Source organism: Paraburkholderia sp. A3BS-1L (assembly GCF_051125215.1).
Classification (GTDB): domain Bacteria; phylum Pseudomonadota; class Gammaproteobacteria; order Burkholderiales; family Burkholderiaceae; genus Paraburkholderia.
This window is the reverse complement of the sequence record NZ_CP120446.1, coordinates 661245-680178: the sequence shown is the minus strand read 5'-3', so window position 1 is coordinate 680178 and position 18934 is coordinate 661245. Positions and strand designations below refer to the sequence as shown.

The 18934-nt window shown below is 62.7% G+C and carries 19 protein-coding genes and 1 pseudogene; 6 read left to right on the top strand and 14 right to left on the bottom strand.

All coding sequences use genetic code 11. The annotated features are described in order from the left end of the window. Positions 1-209: 209 nt before the first annotated feature. Together P5W99_RS38785 and P5W99_RS38780 are read left to right on the top strand one after the other, a co-directional pair. On the top strand, positions 210-959 hold the full coding sequence (locus P5W99_RS38785; RefSeq protein ID WP_434667296.1) for an electron transfer flavoprotein subunit beta/FixA family protein: 750 nt from the start codon (positions 210-212) through the stop codon (positions 957-959). Between the two features lie 22 nt (positions 960-981). After that, on the top strand, positions 982-1929 hold the full coding sequence (locus tag P5W99_RS38780) for an electron transfer flavoprotein subunit alpha/FixB family protein (protein ID WP_434667293.1): 948 nt from the start codon (positions 982-984) through the stop codon (positions 1927-1929). 438 nt (positions 1930-2367) lie between these two features. Here P5W99_RS38780 and P5W99_RS38775 read toward each other — a convergent pair whose 3' ends face one another. The 4 genes from P5W99_RS38775 to P5W99_RS38760 form a co-directional block, all read right to left on the bottom strand. Then, positions 2368-2958: a hypothetical protein gene (locus P5W99_RS38775; RefSeq protein ID WP_434667291.1), complete on the bottom strand. Its 591-nt coding sequence runs from the start codon at positions 2956-2958 to the stop codon at positions 2368-2370. 76 nt (positions 2959-3034) lie between these two features. Further along, positions 3035-4012 carry an AAA family ATPase gene (locus P5W99_RS38770; RefSeq protein ID WP_434667288.1) on the bottom strand — a complete coding sequence of 326 codons (978 nt, stop codon included), beginning with the start codon at positions 4010-4012 and terminating at the stop codon, positions 3035-3037. 25 nt (positions 4013-4037) lie between these two features. Then, positions 4038-6020, bottom strand: a complete 1983-nt coding sequence (locus P5W99_RS38765) for an integrase (protein ID WP_434667285.1) — start codon at positions 6018-6020, stop codon at positions 4038-4040. Further along, complete coding sequence (locus tag P5W99_RS38760) at positions 6017-6649, bottom strand: hypothetical protein (protein WP_434667283.1); 633 nt, start codon at positions 6647-6649, stop codon at positions 6017-6019. Before P5W99_RS38760 ends, P5W99_RS38765 begins: the two co-directional genes overlap by 4 nt. Positions 6650-6828: 179 nt before the next feature. Here P5W99_RS38760 and P5W99_RS38755 point away from each other — a divergent pair. Beyond that, positions 6829-7668, top strand: a pseudogene (locus P5W99_RS38755) (MFS transporter); the annotation flags it as partial. On the opposite strand, the gene P5W99_RS38750 reads toward P5W99_RS38755, so the two are convergent. The 9 genes from P5W99_RS38750 to P5W99_RS38710 all read right to left on the bottom strand — a co-directional run bounded on the left by P5W99_RS38750 (position 7665) and on the right by P5W99_RS38710 (position 15309). Further along, complete coding sequence (locus P5W99_RS38750; protein WP_434667281.1) at positions 7665-8489, bottom strand: putative hydro-lyase; 825 nt, start codon at positions 8487-8489, stop codon at positions 7665-7667. The pseudogene P5W99_RS38755 and the gene P5W99_RS38750 overlap by 4 nt on opposite strands. A 1-nt stretch (position 8490) precedes the next feature. Next, positions 8491-8919: a hypothetical protein gene (locus tag P5W99_RS38745; RefSeq protein ID WP_434667278.1), complete on the bottom strand. Its 429-nt coding sequence runs from the start codon at positions 8917-8919 to the stop codon at positions 8491-8493. Then, positions 8916-10283 (bottom strand): acetyl-CoA carboxylase biotin carboxylase subunit, encoded by a 1368-nt coding sequence (gene accC / locus P5W99_RS38740; protein ID WP_434668425.1) that lies wholly within the window; start codon positions 10281-10283, stop codon positions 8916-8918. Before accC ends, P5W99_RS38745 begins: the two co-directional genes overlap by 4 nt. A 1-nt stretch (position 10284) precedes the next feature. Beyond that, a complete protein-coding gene (locus P5W99_RS38735; protein ID WP_434667275.1) occupies positions 10285-10737 on the bottom strand; it encodes an acetyl-CoA carboxylase biotin carboxyl carrier protein in 453 nt (150 codons plus the stop codon). After that, positions 10727-11524 (bottom strand): LamB/YcsF family protein, encoded by a 798-nt coding sequence (locus tag P5W99_RS38730; protein WP_434667272.1) that lies wholly within the window; start codon positions 11522-11524, stop codon positions 10727-10729. The genes P5W99_RS38735 and P5W99_RS38730 overlap by 11 nt, the downstream gene beginning before the upstream one ends. 39 nt (positions 11525-11563) lie before the next feature. Beyond that, on the bottom strand, positions 11564-12517 hold the full coding sequence (locus P5W99_RS38725; RefSeq protein WP_434668422.1) for a biotin-dependent carboxyltransferase family protein: 954 nt from the start codon (positions 12515-12517) through the stop codon (positions 11564-11566). A 23-nt stretch (positions 12518-12540) separates the two neighbouring features. Next, entirely contained in the window at positions 12541-13248 is a 708-nt protein-coding gene (pxpB, locus tag P5W99_RS38720) for a 5-oxoprolinase subunit PxpB (protein ID WP_434667269.1), read from the bottom strand. A 76-nt stretch (positions 13249-13324) separates the two neighbouring features. Beyond that, positions 13325-14584 carry an MFS transporter gene (locus tag P5W99_RS38715; RefSeq protein WP_434668419.1) on the bottom strand — a complete coding sequence of 420 codons (1260 nt, stop codon included), beginning with the start codon at positions 14582-14584 and terminating at the stop codon, positions 13325-13327. A 71-nt stretch (positions 14585-14655) separates the two neighbouring features. Next, on the bottom strand, positions 14656-15309 hold the full coding sequence (locus tag P5W99_RS38710; protein ID WP_434667266.1) for a hypothetical protein: 654 nt from the start codon (positions 15307-15309) through the stop codon (positions 14656-14658). Positions 15310-15504: 195 nt separating this feature from the next. Here P5W99_RS38710 and P5W99_RS38705 point away from each other — a divergent pair, with 195 nt between their 5' ends. Then, positions 15505-16416: a LysR family transcriptional regulator gene (locus P5W99_RS38705; protein WP_434667263.1), complete on the top strand. Its 912-nt coding sequence runs from the start codon at positions 15505-15507 to the stop codon at positions 16414-16416. A gap of 27 nt (positions 16417-16443) precedes the next feature. Here P5W99_RS38705 and P5W99_RS38700 read toward each other — a convergent pair whose 3' ends face one another. Beyond that, complete coding sequence (locus P5W99_RS38700) at positions 16444-17364, bottom strand: LysR substrate-binding domain-containing protein (protein ID WP_434667260.1); 921 nt, start codon at positions 17362-17364, stop codon at positions 16444-16446. A gap of 193 nt (positions 17365-17557) precedes the next feature. Between P5W99_RS38700 and P5W99_RS38695 the strand changes: the two genes are divergently transcribed. Beyond that, positions 17558-18217 carry an RraA family protein gene (locus P5W99_RS38695; RefSeq protein ID WP_434667257.1) on the top strand — a complete coding sequence of 220 codons (660 nt, stop codon included), beginning with the start codon at positions 17558-17560 and terminating at the stop codon, positions 18215-18217. 29 nt (positions 18218-18246) lie between these two features. Further along, positions 18247-18927, top strand: coding sequence for an RraA family protein (locus P5W99_RS38690; RefSeq protein WP_434667254.1), 681 nt, complete (start codon positions 18247-18249; stop codon positions 18925-18927). Positions 18928-18934: the final 7 nt, after the last annotated feature.

Below are 18934 nucleotides of genomic sequence, written 5' to 3'. Positions count from 1 at the left end.
TCTTTCGCACGATGAAAATGGCTAAGCTTGGTCGCCGAGAGGGGCGCGCCAGAAATCCCATCATTCCTATCCCGTCATTTATTGACTTGTGTCCGGCGCAAAAGGGCTGACGATGAAACGTCTTCCAGACGCATTTCCCCCCCAGAGCCGCCTTCGAGGCTGCTATTGCCGCTTCGGCTCCCACGATGAGTTATCAGGAAATATCGAGTATGAAAATTCTGATTGCAGTGAAGAGGGTTGTTGACTTCAACGTGAAGGTTCGTGCGAAGTCGGATGGCACGGGCGTCGACATCGCCAGCGTGAAAATGTCGATGAACCCGTTCGACGAAATCGCCGTGGAAGAAGCGGTTCGTCTGAAGGACGCCGGTGTGGCGACGGAGGTGATCGCTGTATCTGCCGGTGTCACGCAAGCGCAGGAAACGCTGCGCACGGCGCTCGCCATTGGCGCGGATCGCGCGATCCTCATCGAATCGAATGAAGACCTGCAGCCGCTGGCGGTCGCGAAGCTGCTCAAGGCGCTGGTCGACAAGGAGCAGCCGCAGCTCGTGATCCTCGGCAAGCAGGCGATCGACGACGACTCGAACCAGACCGGCCAGATGCTCGCCGCGCTGGCGAACCTGCCGCAAGCGACGTTCGCTTCGAAGCTCACGGTGGCCGACGGCAAGGCCACGGTCGCGCGTGAAGTCGATGGCGGCGCGGAAACGCTGTCGCTGAAGCTGCCCGCGGTGGTCACGACGGACCTGCGCCTGAACGAGCCGCGCTACGTCACGCTGCCGAACATCATGAAGGCAAAGAAGAAGCCGCTGGAGACGCTCAAGCCCGAGGACCTCGGTGTCGATGTCACGCCGCGTCTGAAGACCCTGAAGGTTGCCGAGCCGCCCAAGCGCAGCGCAGGCGTGAAGGTTGCCGATGTGAATACGCTGGTCGAGAAGCTGAGGACCGAAGCCAAGGTGCTGTAAAGGTTAGGGGAGCAAGAAAGAAATGACGAATCTGGTTATTGCTGAACACGACAACGCAACCATCAAGGCTGCGACGCTGAATACCGTGGCTGCCGCGCAGAAGATCGGCGGCGACGTGCACGTGCTGGTTGCAGGCCACAACGCTCAAGCGGCTGCTGAAGCCGCGGCGAAGATCGCGGGCGTTTCGAAGGTGCTGCTGGCCGACGCGCCGCAACTCGAAGCAGGTCTTGCTGAGAACGTCGAAGCGACGGTTCTGACGCTTGTGCAAAATGCGGCGAAGAACTACTCGCACATCCTCGCGCCGGCAACGGCAGCGGGCAAGAACGTGACGCCGCGCATTGCCGCGAAGCTGGACGTCGCGCAGATCAGCGACATCACGGCAGTGGACTCGCCCGACACGTTCGAGCGCCCGATCTACGCGGGCAACGCCATTGCAACGGTTCAGTCGCAAGACCCCATCAAGGTGATCACGGTTCGCACGACGGCATTCGACGCAGTTGCGGCCGAAGGCGGCAGCGCAGCGGTGGAGAAGCTCGATGTGGCAGCAGACAGCGGACTCTCACAGTTCGTCGGCCGCGAAGTCACGAAGCTGGACCGTCCGGAACTCACGAGCGCGAAGATCATCGTCTCGGGCGGCCGGGGTCTGGGCAGCGGCGAGAACTACACGAAGGTGCTGGAGCCGCTCGCCGACAAGCTCAACGCAGCGCTCGGCGCATCACGCGCGGCGGTGGATGCGGGCGATGTGCCCAACGATTACCAAGTCGGCCAGACCGGAAAAATCGTTGCGCCCCAGCTGTACATCGCGGTCGGTATCTCAGGCGCGATCCAGCACCTCGCGGGCATGAAAGATTCGAAAGTGATCGTCGCAATCAACAAGGACGAAGAAGCGCCTATCTTCAGCGTGGCCGATTACGGCCTCGTTGGCGATCTGTTCACCGTCGTGCCGAAGTTGGCCGGAGAACTCAACTGACTGCAGCAATTTCTGTACGACCGCAACACGAATTGCCGAATGCAGACACCTTACACAATACTACTGCCTTGAAAGTCGCCATCGGATCATGGTGACAGTATGGCGCCGCTTTCGGCTTGAGAAAGCGTGCGGAAGGCTCTTGCGCAGGTGGGCAACGCGGTCGCTCTCAATGCATCGAAGAGGCGCGTCGGGACGGTCGCTGGTGATCGGTTCCGATGGCCGGCGACTGACGCCTATGACGTCGAATGCATTGGACGAACGCAACTCATCGCGCACTCGCGGTGCCGCGAGCCGTAGACCAAAATAAAGATGTCACAACTTCGCTAATAAAGATGTCACTTCGCGGCCCCATTGCGAAGCCTGCCGAAAAATAACCGTAAATTCAAATGTTTACCGGAAACGAATTAAAGTTGTCACCGGCGTGGCATCGCGTGGGCGTCAACAAGGGGCGGCGATCGGCCCTTGATCGACTGCGGCGACGATGCCGTTGCCCAAGCGCAGATGCAGTCGGCGAGTCAGGGCGATGCGGTCCCGCCTACGCATTGCAGGCGTGGTCGACAGAAGAGAAAGACGCCCATAACTGAAGTGCGAATGGCACCAGACGCATCGAAACGGCGCCTCGATCACGCTGGTGTTGACGAGATAAGGTGTCTCGCCGCGGCAGTGCGGACAGCGCGTTTCGAGCGATTGATGATGCGCCGGGCAATGATCTTCATCCTCGAGCTGATGCAGCACGCTGTGGTAACCGTGCGCCACGCATTGTCGGCAATACCGGAACGTCGCGTGATACCGACCTGAGCGTGCCGTATCGAGCAACGAGATGCGCAAGACGTACTGGGGTAGGCGGAGGACGCGGCACAGGCGCATGAGGTCGATGTCGTCGCGCACCGGCGCCACGCCTTCAGACGCGTCAGCCTCGGGGCTCAACAACTGAACGAGCACGTGGCTGGGCAGCGAATTGGCACATGCGAACTTCCACAGGATCGAGACAAGTGATTCTCCGGGCACCAGCCACTTGAGGTTGAACACGCTGCCGAACGCGAGCGAGACTTGCCGCTCGTCAAAGGTCAGAATCGGAAAGCGTGGCGGCTTGAGCACTGCGGGATCACGCGGGGACAAGCACGCGTCCGGTGGCATGGCGGGATTGGACGTAGCCGCAATGCTGCACGGCGTAAGCCCACAAGGCTGCCGTGGGACAGTAACCGGGTGCATCTTTGAGTTCGCTGTCCTTGAGCACGATTTCGACGGCGCGTGCGAACGATTCCATCGGGATTTCCAGCCGGCCCGGCAAGCTCGCCTTGTGGTGTGCTGCCTCGAACGCCTGCCATAGCACACCGGCGTCGTCGATCAGGCGGTAGCTGGAGTCAAACGCCTGCGGCACGTAGAAGCGGGTAAAGCTCCACTGGCTGCCCTCCGGGTAGGCTGTTTGATCGTAGCCGTCCAGGCACGTGGCGACATCTTCGGCGTTGCGGATGCCGCAGAAGGCGAATTCCTCGACCATGAGCCGCGCGACAATCTGTGTCTTGCCGGCGACCTGCAGCGCCGTCTTCTGAGCGAGCAGATCCTCCTGTCCGACAAGAAAGGTAAAGAGTTTGATGTACTGACGATCGAGGGCGTCATGCACATCACGCAGCCACTCGTATTCGTTCTCGTTGTAGCGTTGCGCCTCGTCACAAAAGAGCAGCACCGTGCTGCTGCCGGCGCGGGCGGCGGCCTCGCGAATGCGCAGCGTCAGGCGCATGCGTTTGGCCGGATTGGTGCCGGAGTTCGGCGCGTGATCGCCCACGGCCTCCAGCAAGTTCACGAAGAATGGACCTTCGGCGTGCCGCGGCTTGTGCTCGCACTGCGCGTGGAAGGTCGTCATCTTCGGGTGCTGACGCGCGAGCATGAGCCGCACGTACTCGATTGCGCGAGTTTTACCGATGCGCGAGGGGCCGTAAATGAGCGCCCCCATGATCCGGTAGCGCAGGTAGCGCGTGACGAGCTCATGGAACGCCTCGATGGGGGGTGTTGCGATGCGGTAATTGCCTGTGACGAGCGGGTGCAGCGACGGGTCGATCGGACGTGGGATTTGCGGCGACATGGGGCCTCCCTTGCAAACGACAGCGTTAGAAAACCTGTCCGGTGCCAATGGTGAGCTTGCGGGGACGCACACTCGCAGGCGGGGTCGTTTCGGCGTTCGGCGCCGCGGCCAGCGCCGCCGCCGGCGCGGCGATCTCGGCCGATGTCACGGGACCTGGCGGCACGCATACCATGGGTGCTGCGGCGAGCATGCGCATCGCCTGAGCGAGGTCGGATGCGGCCTTGCGCGTCTTCCTGGCCTCGGCAAGCTTGGCTTGTATGTATGCTTCGATGGGATTGGAGCCGAGCGGACGGGCGCGCCTGTCGCCATGTAGCTTCAGAATTTCCTGACGCAGCTTGAGATTGTGCGGTACGACGCGCCATGCCCCTTGCGCCTCAAGTACGCCGAGTTCGGTGCCGTCGGCGAGAAAGGCGCGCACACAGCGCAGATCGTCCGCATTTATGTAGACGAGCAGCGGCTGCCCGATCAGGTGCGTGCTGCAGGCGAGCACGGGGTTGGTGTAGCGGACCCGATACAGGTTGATGTGCGGGCGCACGCCCTGCTCAAGATAAGCCCGCACGCGGCAGCGCCTGGCCGTTTGCATCAGGCACAGCGTTCGCCGGTGCTGCTCAGGAAGCCAGGTGAGCAGCTGCTGTTTGCCGCGCACGAAATACGTCATCGCTTCAAGCGGCGTGATGCTATTCAGGCCTGCATGCGGAGTGCCGTGGTAGCTGGCGATCGCATATTCGATCAATTCCTCCAGCTCGTCGAGCGACACGTAGAGGCGCAGATTGCCCTTGGGGTCGGCCAGCGCCCGGCGCAGATCGCGCGGGTGCGAACCGGTGTAGCCGGGCAATCGCGAAGACAGGCGAGACGCGACCGTGCCAAAGAAGCGCTCGATATAAGGTCGCTCGTCCGGGCTATAGTGGGGACCGGCGTCTACGCTGCAGCCGACGAATTCGCACAGTGCGGCCAGCGTGTCGCTCGCGAGATTCGCCTTCGCGTTGTCGAGCTTCATCCACTCCCACGCCACGTAGGCCAGCTCGGGCAGACGCTGGGAAGGAAACCCGTCGTGTGTTCCGTACGCGAGACTGGGAATGCTGAAGATGCGCGTGGGGTGGGGCTCAAGCGCTTTCTCGATGGTCTTGATGACGTCGTAGCGGCTGTACTCGCGCGCCAGCACAAGGTGGTAGCCGAGCACCGCGCGCGTGCAGACGTCGATGATGACAAGCAACCAAACCCGTTCGATTTCGAACTCATGCGCGAAGCCCAGTGGATCGGACACGACGACCTTGAGCCGGATGTCGAGCTTGTGACCATCGAATTCGACGACCTGATAGGGGCGGCTTGCCGCTGGCGCGCCTGCCTCATCATCAGGGCGAGGCAAGCCTTTGAGGTGCGAGGCGCCGGCCGCGCGCGCAGCAGTACCGAAACTGCGTAGCAGCTCCGCCTTCACGCACGCCGAGAGGGAGCGAATCGCCTGGCCAGCCGTATTGAACGGATAATCCGCCGCCGTCAGGCCCACTTTCCGGCACTGCTGCAGGAATTCCGTGTGCAATGCTTGCAGGCCGCGCAGGCGCGTATGCAGCGCGCCGTCGGTATGGCGCTGATCAAGCTTGACGCGGCGCTGCTTGAGCTGCAGCCGGAGCCAGCCGGCGAGGGTAGGGTAACGCTCAAACAGCTGTGAGAGGGCGCCCACGGCGCCACGGCTGCCCCGCTCGCCTTGTACGGTGACGGGGCGCACACGGACGTACTCTGTTACGCGGACATGCGCGATCAGCGCGCGAAACCCATAGATGCGCCCGTCGTGATGCAGTTCGAGCGCCCGCTCGAGCAAGCGATAGAGCTGCCGGCGATTCACACCGGTCGCGTGCTCGATGTCCTTGACAGGCTCGCCGCGCGCGTAACGCTCGATTGCTTGCATCCGAAGCCGGATGCGCTCGCGCGCAGGCGCAACGAACTCGGTCCACGCCACGGTCGGCCACGTCGTCAGGTCAAGTGCTTGCAGTTCGGGTTTGCGGCGACTCATGATCGGGCCTCGACAGCAGCAAAGCGCGTGAGCCACGAAAGTGGCTCGGTGCGCAACTCGGGTGCTGTCACGCGGCCTGTATGCAACAGGCCGAACAAGGCCGCGCGCACGACAATGGGGTCACCCGTTGAGAACTCTCGCTCGATGTCGAGCAATGACTGAGACGTTGCGACGAAGCGCTCGATCGAGTTGAGCAGCGAAGCTGGCACGAGACCGCGTGTGGCGATCAGACACGGCAGGATGCGCTGCCAGTTGTCGACCCAGATACGCGAGGCCACCAGCTCTGCGGACTCGACGTGGCGCACAGTCATCGCGCTGGCATCATCGGCCGCACGAGATTTGCCGTCTTCCACGATGACCGGATCGGGTAGGAGCAGCAGTTCTTGACGGTCAGCGTAGCAGACGTGGAAATCGATGAGATATCGCCGGCCATGGAACTGAACAAAGCATGGACGCTCGCAAAAGGCGCGCACGGTCGGATCGGATTCGAGCACGAACCATTGATCGACGGCGCAGCGTCGGTCGAGTGTCAGCCGGCGTTTGAGCTTCGGGCTGAAGACTTCGAAGCGGTGTGCGCCGCGCGCTCGCGCGAGCGCGACCGGCTGCGTCAGGTGCGCAGGAACGTCCATAAGATCAAGACCTTAGGAGCGGGATTCGAAGTCTAGAACGCGAATTGACGAATTTAATGCGGACTTATGCGAATTGACGACATTATTTCGTTGAGACTGCAAATAAAGTCGTCAATTCGGTGTGCGGAATCCCTGCGCTTCAGGGAGTTCGAATTGACATCTTTGCTTTGCTCTACGCTGGGCGACGCGGATTTTTTGCGTCCTTTCAGTACGTCACGATCATCGCCGGCCAGATCGCTGCGCTGGTCGTAGTCGTGTTCTTACAGCAACTCCTTTCGCATGCCGATCTGGTGTTGTGGGGATGGCGGATTCCCTTCGCCATGGGAGGAGTCGGTGCGCTGGTCGCGCTGTATCTGCGCCGCTCGCTCGAAGAGACGACAACCACGCGAAGCCAGCACAACGCGGAGGCCGGAACCCTCTCGGGCCTCCTCATGCGCAAGCGTGCCGTGGCGACTGTCATCGGTTTCACGGCGGGCGGCTCACTCGCTTTCTACACGTTCACGATCTACATGCAAAAGTATCTGGTCAACAGCGCGGGTATGTCGGCGAAAACCGCCAGTGGCCTGATGACTGTTGCGCTGATCGTGTACATGTTGATGCAGCCGGCCTTTGGAGCGCTCTCCGACCGCATTGGTGCGCGGCGTTCAATGGTACTTTTCGGGGTGCTGTCGGCGCTTGGCACCGTTCCGTTGCTCGATACACTCCGTACCGTCACCAATCCCTACGCGGCGTTCGCCCTGATCGTTCTCGCACTTGCCGTATTGAGCTTGTACACGTCCATCAGCGGTCTGATCAAGGCCGAATTGTTTCCTCCCGAGGTGCGCGCGCTCGGCGTTGGGTTGCCATATGCCATCGCTAACGCGGTGTTCGGTGGGTCGGCCGAATACGCCGCGTTATCCCTGAAGGCACACGGCGCAGAGTCAATATTCTTCTGGTACGTTACGGCAACCTGCGCGATCGTCGCGGTCGTGTCTTTCCTGATGCCTGATCCGGCGACAAACGGGTATCTGCGCAACTAGAGACGACTGGCCGGATCGACCTGCGGAGCGCTCCGCACGGGCAACGCTTCGGACCGCTCGGCCTGGTCCAGCCGAAGGTCCGTAACGAGCATATGGCCTGGCGCGTGTCCGACCGCAAAGTCGAGCTTTGCACCGAGGAGCGCCACCTGCGGAGTCAACCCGCAGGCCCAGAAAACCGGTACCTCGCCTGCGCGCACGTCGGCAATTCCCGGAAAGTCGGGCCGGCCGAGGTCACCGATCCCGATGGCCGACGGATCGCCAAAATGCACGGGCGAGCCGTGAACGCCCGGATACCGGCTAGTGATCTCGATCGCACGTATCGCATCGGCCGGCGCGAGCGGCCGCATCGACACGGCGAGGTTGCCCGCGAATGGGCCCGCGGGCCGGTTAGGCCGGTTCGTGACATAAACGGGAGCGCTGCCACCAAGCTCGACATGGCGAACCGGAATGCCTTCTCGCAAGAGGAGATGCTCGAACGAGAACGAGCACCCCAGCGCGAACACGACCAGGTCGTCGCGCCAGACGTCGACCAACTGATGCACGACTTCGGTCTTTTCGCCGTTTCGATAGATCCAGTAGGCAGGGACGTCCTGCCGGATGTCGATATCCTCGCCCAGCGTGGGGAGCGTCCATTCGCCTGGATTACTGATCGCGAGCAAGGGGCAGGCCTTGTCGTTGAGCTCGCAAAACTGCCTGAACGCGCCCGCGTGCGCCTGGGGCAAGATGGCGAGGTTGGCCTGGACGTACCCCTCGCATTGCCCGGCGGTGGGCCCCGTGAACTTTCCTTGCCTTACGTTTCGGCGAAATGCCAGAGGCGTCATGTTATTGCCCTGTAGAGAGTGTCATTGCGATTTCAGTCAACGCGTCGCCGTAGCCAACGAGGGCGCCTTCGGGGACGAAGCTGGGGCCCACACGTCCGCCCGATGGCGCCGTGACCGGAAAAAGCACCGATTCGATCTGCATGTACCCCAGGTTCTGGCCTTCGGAAACGACGGCGCCTTCGCTAGCGGCAGCCTCCGGCCGCAGCGGATGGGTGCTGCGGAAATTCCCTGAGCACGGCGCGCGCACACGGACCGGCACGCTGCCTGGTTCAGACGCGGAACCTGCATCCCGAAGCAGGTGATCATCGGCCTCGGCAGGCCGTATCGAGCGCACGAGTCGTAGCGTTTCGTCGCCGTCTGTAATGACGCATCGCGTGAGATCCGACGTTTCCATTGCTTCCGCAAGCGATTCAATATCCTTAATATTCATGCTTTGACTTCATCCTGAAGTGCATTCGATTCGATCAGACGTTCGAGATGGTGAATATCAAAGCCACCCTCGATGAACCGCGGCTCCAGCATCAGCCGGCGATGCAGCGGAATCGAACTCTCGATGCCGTCGACGACCATCTCGTCGAGCGCCGCGCGCATGCGTGCGATGGCTTGCTCGCGGGTCTTGCCATGCGCGATGAGTTTGGCAACCAGCGAGTCGTAGTTGGGCGGAACCGCGTAGCCGCTATACAGGTGAGACTCCACGCGAATGCCGGGGCCACCCGGCGCGATCCAGGTCCCGACTTTTCCCGGCGAGGGTGTGAATTTCCATGGATGCTCAGCCGTAATCCGGCACTCGATCGCGTGCCCGTTGAACTCGATGTCAGCCTGATTGACGGAAAGTGGCGCGCCCATGGCAATGCGGATCTGCTCCGCGACGATGTCGACGCCGGTCACCATTTCTGTGACCGGGTGCTCGACCTGGACGCGCGTATTCATCTCGATGAAGTAAAAGGCGCCGTTCTCATAGAGAAACTCGAACGTGCCGGCGCCGCGGTAGCCGATGCGCACGCAAGCCTCGGCGCAGAGCTGCCCGATGCGGCTGATTTCGCCGCGATCGATGCCAGGAGCGGGAGACTCCTCGATCACCTTTTGGTGCCGGCGCTGCATCGAGCAATCGCGTTCGCCGAGCCATACGGCGTTGCCGTGCGTGTCGGCCAGCACCTGGATCTCTACGTGTCGCGGGCGCTCGAGGAACCGTTCGATATAAACCGTGGCGTTGCCGAACGCCGCGGCCGCCTCCTCGCGGGTCATTGAAGCGGCGGCAATGAGGTCTGACCGGTCGCGCACGACTCGCATACCCCGGCCGCCGCCCCCACCGGCTGCTTTCACGATGAGCGGGTAACCCACTTCGTCCGCCATGCGGGCGGTGGCGTCCGCGTCTTGCGGCAAAGGCCCGTCCGAGCCCGGCACGCATGGCACGCCAGCGTCGCGCATCGCGCGCTTTGCGCTGACCTTGTCGCCCATGAGGCGAATGGACGACGAAGTCGGCCCAATCAACGTGAGACCGGCACGTTCTACCGCCTCGGCGAAATCCGCGTTTTCGGAGAGGAAGCCATAGCCGGGGTGGATGGCGTCGGCTCCGGTCAGTTGCGCGGCGATCAGCAGTTCGCTCTTCTGGAGATAACTCTTCGCAGCTGGGGCAGGGCCGATGCACAGCGCCTGGTCGGCAAGCTGGACATGCCGGAGATCGGCATCGGCCTCGGAATGGACGGCTACTGTCCTGAGACCGAGAGCCCGGCAGGCACGCAGTATTCGCAGCGCGATCTCGCCGCGATTGGCAATCAGTACGGTATTGAACATCTCAGCTTTCCATGGGTTCGATGACGAAGAGCGGCGTGTCGTGCGCGACCGTGGCGCCGTCCGCAACGAGGATCTCGACGAGTCGTCCGCGCCAGTCGGCTTCCACGGGATTGAGCAGCTTCATGGCTTCGACGAGTCCGAGGGTCTGCCCTTCCTCGACGAGGTCGCCAGGTGAGACGAACTGAGGCTGCCCGGGACCGGGCGCCCGGTAGAAGGTCCCCGTCATGGAGGAGTGAATGACATGGAGCGCGGGGCCATCGGCGCAGGCAGGCAACCGCGCAGAATTTTCACTCTCCGCGCGCAGGCTGTGCGCGGTGATCGCCTTGCTCGACGGCGCGGCTTCGCGGCGGTCCCGCACGAGCCATACGCGCTGGCTGCCGTTCGTGTAGTCGATTTCGCAAAGCGACGAGCGTTGGAGCAGGGCGACAAGCCCTTCAATGAGTTCACGATTCATTGACGCGCCCTTGGCTGAACGACTTGATCACAACGCCCGCATCCTCGAGCGTGCGCCGGACCTTGGCCGCCATTTCGATGGCGCCGGGCGTGTCGCTGTGGACGCAGATCGTGTCGATCGGAACCTTCAGCATGCGCCCGGAGAGCGTCTCGATCGCGCCCTCGCGGACCATCCTCAGCATCCGCGCGGCGGCCTCGTCGGCGTCGTGCAGGACGGAGCCCGGCACCTTGCGCGGCACGAGATGGCCTTCATCGTCGTATGCCCGGTCGGCGAAGACCTCGCTGCGGACCTCCAGTCCCATTTCGCCGCAGACCCTTTGCATGACGGCGCCGGAGAAGGTCATGCAGATGAGCGCGGGGTTCACGGCCTTGATCGCGCGCGCAATGGCTTTGGCGACGTCCACGTCGGCCTGGGTGAGGTTCCCGAGCGCGCCATGCGCCTTTACGTAGGTGATGCGGTGGCCTGCATAGCGTGCGAGCGCTTCGGCTGCGCCGATCTGGTAAGCGATCAGGCGCTCGATTTCGCCGGTGGAAAAGGGAATGATGCGGCGGCCGAAGCCCCAGAGGTCGGGAAAGCCGGGGTGTGCCCCGACGGCAACGCCGCGCGCGTTGGCGAGCGCAAACGTCCTCGCCATGATTTCCGGGTCGCCCGCATGTTGACCGCAGGCGACGTTGGCCGACGTGACGATATTCAGGATCGCTTCGTCGTCGCCCATCCGGTACGCTCCGAAGCCTTCCCCCATGTCGGAATTGAGATCGACTTCGACCGGCTTGCTCATGCTGTTCATCAGTGGAGTCCTATTTGCAGTGCTTCGTTATATGGTGCGTCAGCCGCGATGCGCCATCAGCGCGAGTGCGGCGCGGATGCGGCCGAGTTCCACGGCCTGCTCACGCAGTGCCGCAACGGCTGTGTCGATATCGGTGATCTGGAAGCGGATACGGCATCCCACTGGTGCCTGGGCGAGCTTCCACAGATCGGCCTCGATGACCGTCGCGATCTTGGGATAGCCACCGCAAGTGTTTGCTTCGGCTAACTGAATGATCGGTTGACCGGAAGGCGGGACCTGGACCGTGCCTGGAACGATGCCGTGCGAGAGCAGCTCGACGGGCGTCTGAAGCGGGAGTGCGGAACCGCTCAGCCGGTAGCCGACGCGGTTGGCATCGGCCGTGATTTCATAGTCCGACTGCTCGAAGCATTGTCTTGCGCTGGCCGTGAAGAGCGCATACTCAGCGCCTTCGAGCACGCGCACGCTCACGTACCCGGCCGATAGTTCCCGCCAGAACGTCGGCACGTCTTTCGGCACCACGCCGAGCCCGCTTGCGCGCCGTCGCGGCCTGCCGGGAGCCTGGCGGGCCTTGAGCGTGTCACCGCGTTTCAGACCGCGACCTTCCATCCCACCGAAGTTCGCCTTGAGGTCGGTCGATCGCGAGCCCATCACCGGTTCGACGTCGATGCCGCCACCGATCGCGAGGTAGGCGCGCGCGCCGCGCCTGGGGCGCTCGATGACGACGGTCTGGCCGGCACGCACGGAGCGCCCCCACCACGGGGCGACGATTTCGTCTTCGACGCGGACCACACAGTCGGCGCCGGCGATCGCGAAGTCGAGGTCTTCGCTAGGGCGGAAGCGAAAGGGGAACAGGCTGATCTCGATGCCCGCTTCATCGGGCTCGTTGCCGACCATCGCGTTGGCGACCGACAACGCGAGGCCGTCCATGGCGCCTCCGCGGCTCAGCCCGTTGTCCAGGTATCCGGGACGCCCGAGATCCTGAATGAGATTCACGGCACCGCTCGACAGAACTTCAATCACAGCTCGATCCTTTTTACGGAAAATTGAACCCGGTCGCCGGGCGCGAGCAGACACGCCTCGCGCCGGTCCAGCCTGAACATTTCAACGTCGGTTGTCCCGATGAGGTGCCAGCCGGAGGGCGCCGTGCACGGCATGACGCCGGCCTGCGTTCCGCCGACGATGACCGTGCCGGCAGGCACCTTCATGCGCGGGATCTTTCTTCGCGGGACGTGTAGCGGGTCGGGAAGCCCCGTCATGTACGCAAAGCCCGGCGTCGAGCCGATGCAGGCCACGGTATAGACAGCGCTGGAGTGCCGGCGCACGTACTCCCGCACATCGAGTGAAGCGCCAGCGGCCAGTTCCATCAGGTCTTCGCCAACCTCGCCGCCGTAGACCACCGGAATTTCGATTTCGCGCCCGACTTGCCCCGACGGCTCAGCCGCTTCCCAGAGACGCAGCAATAGCGCCCTTGCTTCGCAAGGGTGCGTGCGCAACGGATCAAAGACGTAAAGCAGGTTGTTCACGCCCGGTACCAACTCATGCAGTGAATCGTTTCCAACCGATTTGCGAATGAGCCGGGCCAGTGCGATGAGGCGTTGTTGCAGTCCGGCGTCAAATGCGCCGTTCGCCGGATCGAACAGGAGCGCGCCTGCACCTGCCGCGTGGATGCGCGGTGTGGTCCTGGGTAGCGTCTCGGGCTCCAGCAGTTCAAGAGGGGAGTTCATTCAGCGTTTCTCGTGAGTCGTCGTGCAACAGCGGGTACATGACGCTGCCGGACCGTTTCCAGGCCCGGCTGCCTCGTCATTCGGCAAGCTGCTTTCCTGCGGTCTCTCTTGCGGCGAGTAGCGCGATCAGGGTGATGGCCAGTCCACTGGCGATATACAGGCAGATCAGCGTCGTGGACTGGTATGCCTTGTAGAGACTGGCAAAGATCAGCGGTCCGAACGCCCCGCCGATGATTCCGCCCAGCGTTGCCGAAAGCGATGCGCCTGCGTAGCGCACGCGGGTAGGGAATTGCTCCGTAACGAAGGCTGCCTGTGGGCCGTACATCATCGCCTGGAAGAGCATGCCAACGACAACGGCAATACAGATGTTCACCGCCTGGCAGGTGCCCATCAGATAAAAATAGGCGAACGCCCAGAGAATGGAGAAGGCGGCACCTGCGCCATAGACGATCCGGCGTCCTAACCGGTCTGAGAGGCTGCCGAACAGGGGCACGCAGACGGCATGCAGCGCTGCACCCAGCATCGTCGCCAGCAGGGCGAGCGAGCGTGGCAGGTGTAGTACGTTCGTCACATAGGTAAGCGTGAAAACGACGAGCAGCCCATAGACGATGTCGGATCCGATGCGCACGCTCCCGGCTATCAGCAGGCGTCGCCAGTGATCGGCAAACACTTCCTTCACCGGCATCTCGACCTTGTGGTGATGGCGTTCAAGCTGCTTGAACATGGGCGTTTCATCGACGCCGCGTCGCAGCCACAGCCCGAAACCCACGAGCACCGCACTGGCAAGGAAGGGAATGCGCCAGCCCCACGCCTGGAAAGCACCGGCCGGCAACGCCGCCGTGCACAATGCCAGAAAGCCGGCGCCAAGCAGGGTCCCGCACGCGGGACCCACCTGTGCCCATGACGCGTTGCGGCCGCGCTGCTTCTGGTCGCCGTGCTCCATGGAAAGCAGCACGGCGCCAGCCCACTCGCCGCCGATCGCCGCACCCTGAAGGAAGCGCAGCGCCACGAGCAGGATCGGACTCCAGACGCCCCACACCTGGTAGGTGGGCAACAATCCCATGAACCCCGTCGCGGCGCCCATCATCAGGAGCGTGGCAACGAGCACGAAGCGGCGCCCGAGCTTGTCGCCCAGATGGCCGAAGATAACGCCGCCAAAGGGGCGCGACAGATAGCCGACAGCGTAGGTGGAAAACGCGAGGATGGTCCCCGAGAGCGGGTCGAACGACGGAAAGAAGACGGCGTTGAAGACCAGCGCCGCCATGAGGTTATAGACCGTGAAGTCGAACCATTCGAGCGTGGTACCAATCGAGCTCGCCGCAGCAAGCCTTGCCATGCGAGGGCGGCTTTGCGTCGAGCCGTTCACTTCGACCGATGACTGCTGGTTCAGGGCGGATGTATTGTCCATCACGCGCACTCCCGCGATTCGAGGTTCCATGCAAGTGCGTAACGCGCGACGGCGGCAGGCGAGCATGGCAGATGGGTTATGGCCTCGAACAGGGCGAATTCGCTGGACTGTGCGCTGCTGCTTTCGATGATGAAGATCGGTTGCATCCGGCGCACGCCAAGGTCTTCGAGTGGCAGAGGACGGCTCAACCTGTCGTCGGGTGTGAGAAGATATGAACGGACGAAGCCTGGCCGCTGCACAAGTGTTTCCCCAATCGCGGCACATCGTTCGCTTAACGAATCAGTTACCACGGAAGCGGGCAAAGTCAGGACGCCGATGAATCCTCCATTGCCTTTCCCTACTTCCGCGCTCAGTTCGCCGATCCGGCGCATTGGCGCGCGCATTTTCGGCAGGACTTTCACGGACCACGGTGTCTGATGCGTGAAGGCGTGTGCGTATTCGGGAGAATCGAACGCCTGAAGCGAGCCGGCCCAGTACAAGGCCAGATATTTCGGTCCGCCGTCGATCGCGACATATCGCGAAGCGGCAATGACGCCGTTCATCCGAACACGATCCTCGAGGTGCTCGCGGTCGTACCACTGGTTAAAATCTTCGTCGTCTTCGCGATCTACATCAGCTGCCACGAAGAGCATCCCACGCCGGCCTGCTTTCATCTCTCGTCCCTCTCCACTTGTTGGATGCCCGATCGTCCCAACTCAAAAAGGGTCGGGCAAACGGGAATTTGTTGGGCCCTTTGATAGATTTTTCTTTTCAGGCAAGCTATGACGGGCGGGGGGCGCGAAACCGGCTGCATGGAGCTGAATCGATCCCCGGGAAACCCCTAACGTCGAATCAGGGAAAACGGAGTAATGAATACGCGATTTCTGGAGAGCTTTCTGCTCGTGGCCCAGGTAGGAAGCTTTCGCGCTGCCGCAGACCGTCTGCACGTGACGCAGGCGGCCATCTCTAACCGGATCGCCGCACTGGAGGAGGAAATTGGCGCACGCGTCTTTATACGAGGCCCGGGCGATCTACGGCTCACGCCTGTCGGCCTGCGTCTGATCAGCTATGGTGAGCGCATGCTCGAATTGCAGGGCGACATCATGCAGCTCGGGAGAACTGATCAGAAGTTGCTGGGCGGGGTGCGCATAGGTGCAATCGACACCGTCGTTCACACCTGGCTGGTCGGCTTCGTCCAGCATCTAAATGCTTCGTATCCCGGCATCGAGGTGCAGCTGAGCGCGGAATCGACTGAACGCCTGAACAGGAGCCTGCGCGATGGAGAGGTGGATATTGCGCTGCAGACCGATCAGATGATTGGTGAAGGCATCGTCAGCCAAACCTGCCTCCCGATGGCGATGGGCTGGGTTGGCCGCCGCGGCGAACCGCCCGAGTCACGTGCGGATTTGCGCGCAGTGCTTTTGGGGCCGGTCGTCACCATGAGCCGCGGCTCCCAGCCTTACCTGGTGCTCAAGGACGTCTACAAGCGAGCCGGCATACCGATGGGCAAGGTGCATTGCGTCAATTCCATTTCTGCACTCGTCCGGTTTGTCAAATGCGGTCTCGGCAATGCCATGGTCCCGCTTCCGCCCGTCAAGGAGCAGGTCGACAGCGGCGAGCTCGAAGTCATTCACTTCGACATGCCCTTGCAGCCTCAGGGGCTCGTGGTCAGCTATCTGGCAAGCCGGGCATCCGAAGCGATTCGCTTCGTTGCCGAACTGGCTTGCCAGGAAGCCGATCGCTACATGCGTAAGATGCCGCCGCCGTTCGCTCCGCGATAAGCGGTGCGCAACGCTGCCACGCACTTTTCAACGTGCTGTCTGCCGGGCCTTGCGCTTCTTGAGCGACGCGACCACTTCGTCGACCAGCGGGTGGTGGCGTTGCGTATTCCATAGCAAGGCGGCGGTCACGACCTCGATCTTTTCCTTCAACGGCCGCACCACGACATTTTCGGGCGCGAGCTTGCGCATCGACGACGGAACCAATGCCACGCCTTGCCCACATCCGACGTAGGCGATCTGCGACGTCACCGAACGCACCTCATGCGTGACGCGCGGCGTCAAGCCGTGCGCGCGGCACACCGACGTCAGCGTATCGAAATAGACCGGGCTGACCTGGCGGGACGACATCACGAGGTGCTCGTTCGCCAACGACTGCAGCCGCACCCTGGGCATGGCGGCCAGCGGATGGTCCCTCGGCAGCGCCACCGCAAGCCGGTCGTCCGCGAGTGGCATGGCTGCAATGCCGCTTCCCACCTCGCCGTCAATGCGCACGAAGGCCAGATCGAGCTCTCCCGATTCCAGCGCCGGTATGGCATCGACGCTGTCTATCTCCTTGACGAACACGGTGAGATTCGGATGGGCCTGCTTGAGCGCGTCCAGCACCGGGGGAACGGTTTCCAGCATGGCGGAAGTAATGGCGCCGACGTGCAATACGCCGGACTGTCCGGCCGCCACCTCCCGTACAACCCGCTCGAGTCGCTCGACCTGGCCGGCGAACTGGCGCACGGCCGGCAGGATCGCCGCGCCCGCCGGACTCAACTGCGTACCCCGCCGGGAACGATGAAAGAGCTCCAGTTTCAGCGACTGCTCCAGCACCTTGATCTGCTCGGTCAGCGGGGGTTGCGACATGTTCAGGCGTTTTGCAGCCCGCCCGAAATGCTGTTCCTCGGCTACGGCGAGAAACATCCATAGCTGGCGTATCAGCCTGAAGTCGATCGTATTGCTCATGTTGACCATCTCCTTTCGGATCGACGCCGGCGTAACCGCGCGCCTTGCGTGGCCACCATTATCGTCGTCGCGACTCACGCGCCGCGCGCTTTTCTGTGTTCCGAAAAGCGTATCAGAGAGATACGAAATACGAAATTTACAGAACAGACCACCGGGCTCACGATGGCTGCACCTGTCAACGGACAACAGCGCCATGAACCAGACCTCGCTTCTTGATCGCCTCGCGTCGCTCGATACCAACACGGTTTCCGACGCGCTCGATTTCCTCGTGCTCCCCGGTGCGACCTACGGCCTTCGCCCACTCTGGGACTGCCCCAGGATCGTCGGGCGGGCCAGCACGATCCAGCTTGGCCCCAAAGCCGACGCCACGCCAACGGTTCACCTCATTTCGCCGGTGATCGACGCGGTCACCGCGGATGACCGTGTACTCGTGATCGCCGGTGGGGCGGACGGCATCTCCTGCTGGGGCGACATCCTTGCCAATGCCGCGACGGCCAAACAGATTCGCGGCTCAGTCATCGACGGTTTGAGCCGCGATATCGAAGGCAGCGAGTCGGTCGGCTACCCGGTGTACGGCCGCGGCGTCACGATGATCAGCGCGCGTAACCGCGTGATCCAGATTGATTCGGGCAAGCCCGTCCAGATGGCGGGCGTCACCGTGCACGAGGACGACTATGTGATCGCCGACCGCTGCGGGACGGTTTTCGTGCCTGCCAGCCGTATCGAGGAAGTTCTCGATCTCGGCGAGCGCATTGCACGCCGCCAGGACGGCATGGTCGCTGCTGTGCGCGCCGGCCGCTCGGTCGCCGAGGTGATGCACGACAAGGAATTCGAGACCATTCGCGCCCAGTGACATCCACATCCTCTTTTGGAACATCTCAAATGGCAAATTTCCTGAGGGCTAACCCCGAAGACCAGGAACTGGTGGCCCTCTTTGAAGGGCTGGACACCCCCGGCGTTTCTGACGCCATGGACAAGCTGGGCTTGCACGGGCAGGCCCTGGGCATCATGCCGCTGGCTGACTACAGCAAGGCAGTGGTGGGTCCGGCGTTCACGGTCAAGTACGTACCGGCGAGCAACCCGCCAGGCACCGTCGGTGACTTCATCGACGACGTCGCAGAAGGCGACGTCGTCGTGATCGACAACGACGGCCGCACCGACTGCACCGTCTGGGGCGACATCATGACCCAGTATGCGGGCCTGCGCGGCATTGCCGGCACGGTGATCGACGGCGTGTGTCGCGACGTGAGCAAGGCGCTGGGCGACGGCTACCCGGTGTTCAGCGCGGGCCGCTTCATGCGTACCGGCAAGGATCGCGTGCAGGTCGAATCGGTGAACACCACGGTCGCCATCGGTACCGTGCGCGTGGCTTCGCGCGACATTGTGGTGGCCGATGCTAACGGCGTGGTCGTTGTGCCGCGTGGTCGCGCCCGCGAGGTGGCCGAAACCGCCAGAAAGATCGAAGAAGTCGAATCGCGCATCCGCGAGCAGATCGCGCAGGGCAAGACCCTGGGCGAAGCGCGCGCCGCGCTGGGCTACCACAAGCTCCAGACCAAGGAATAGGAAGAAG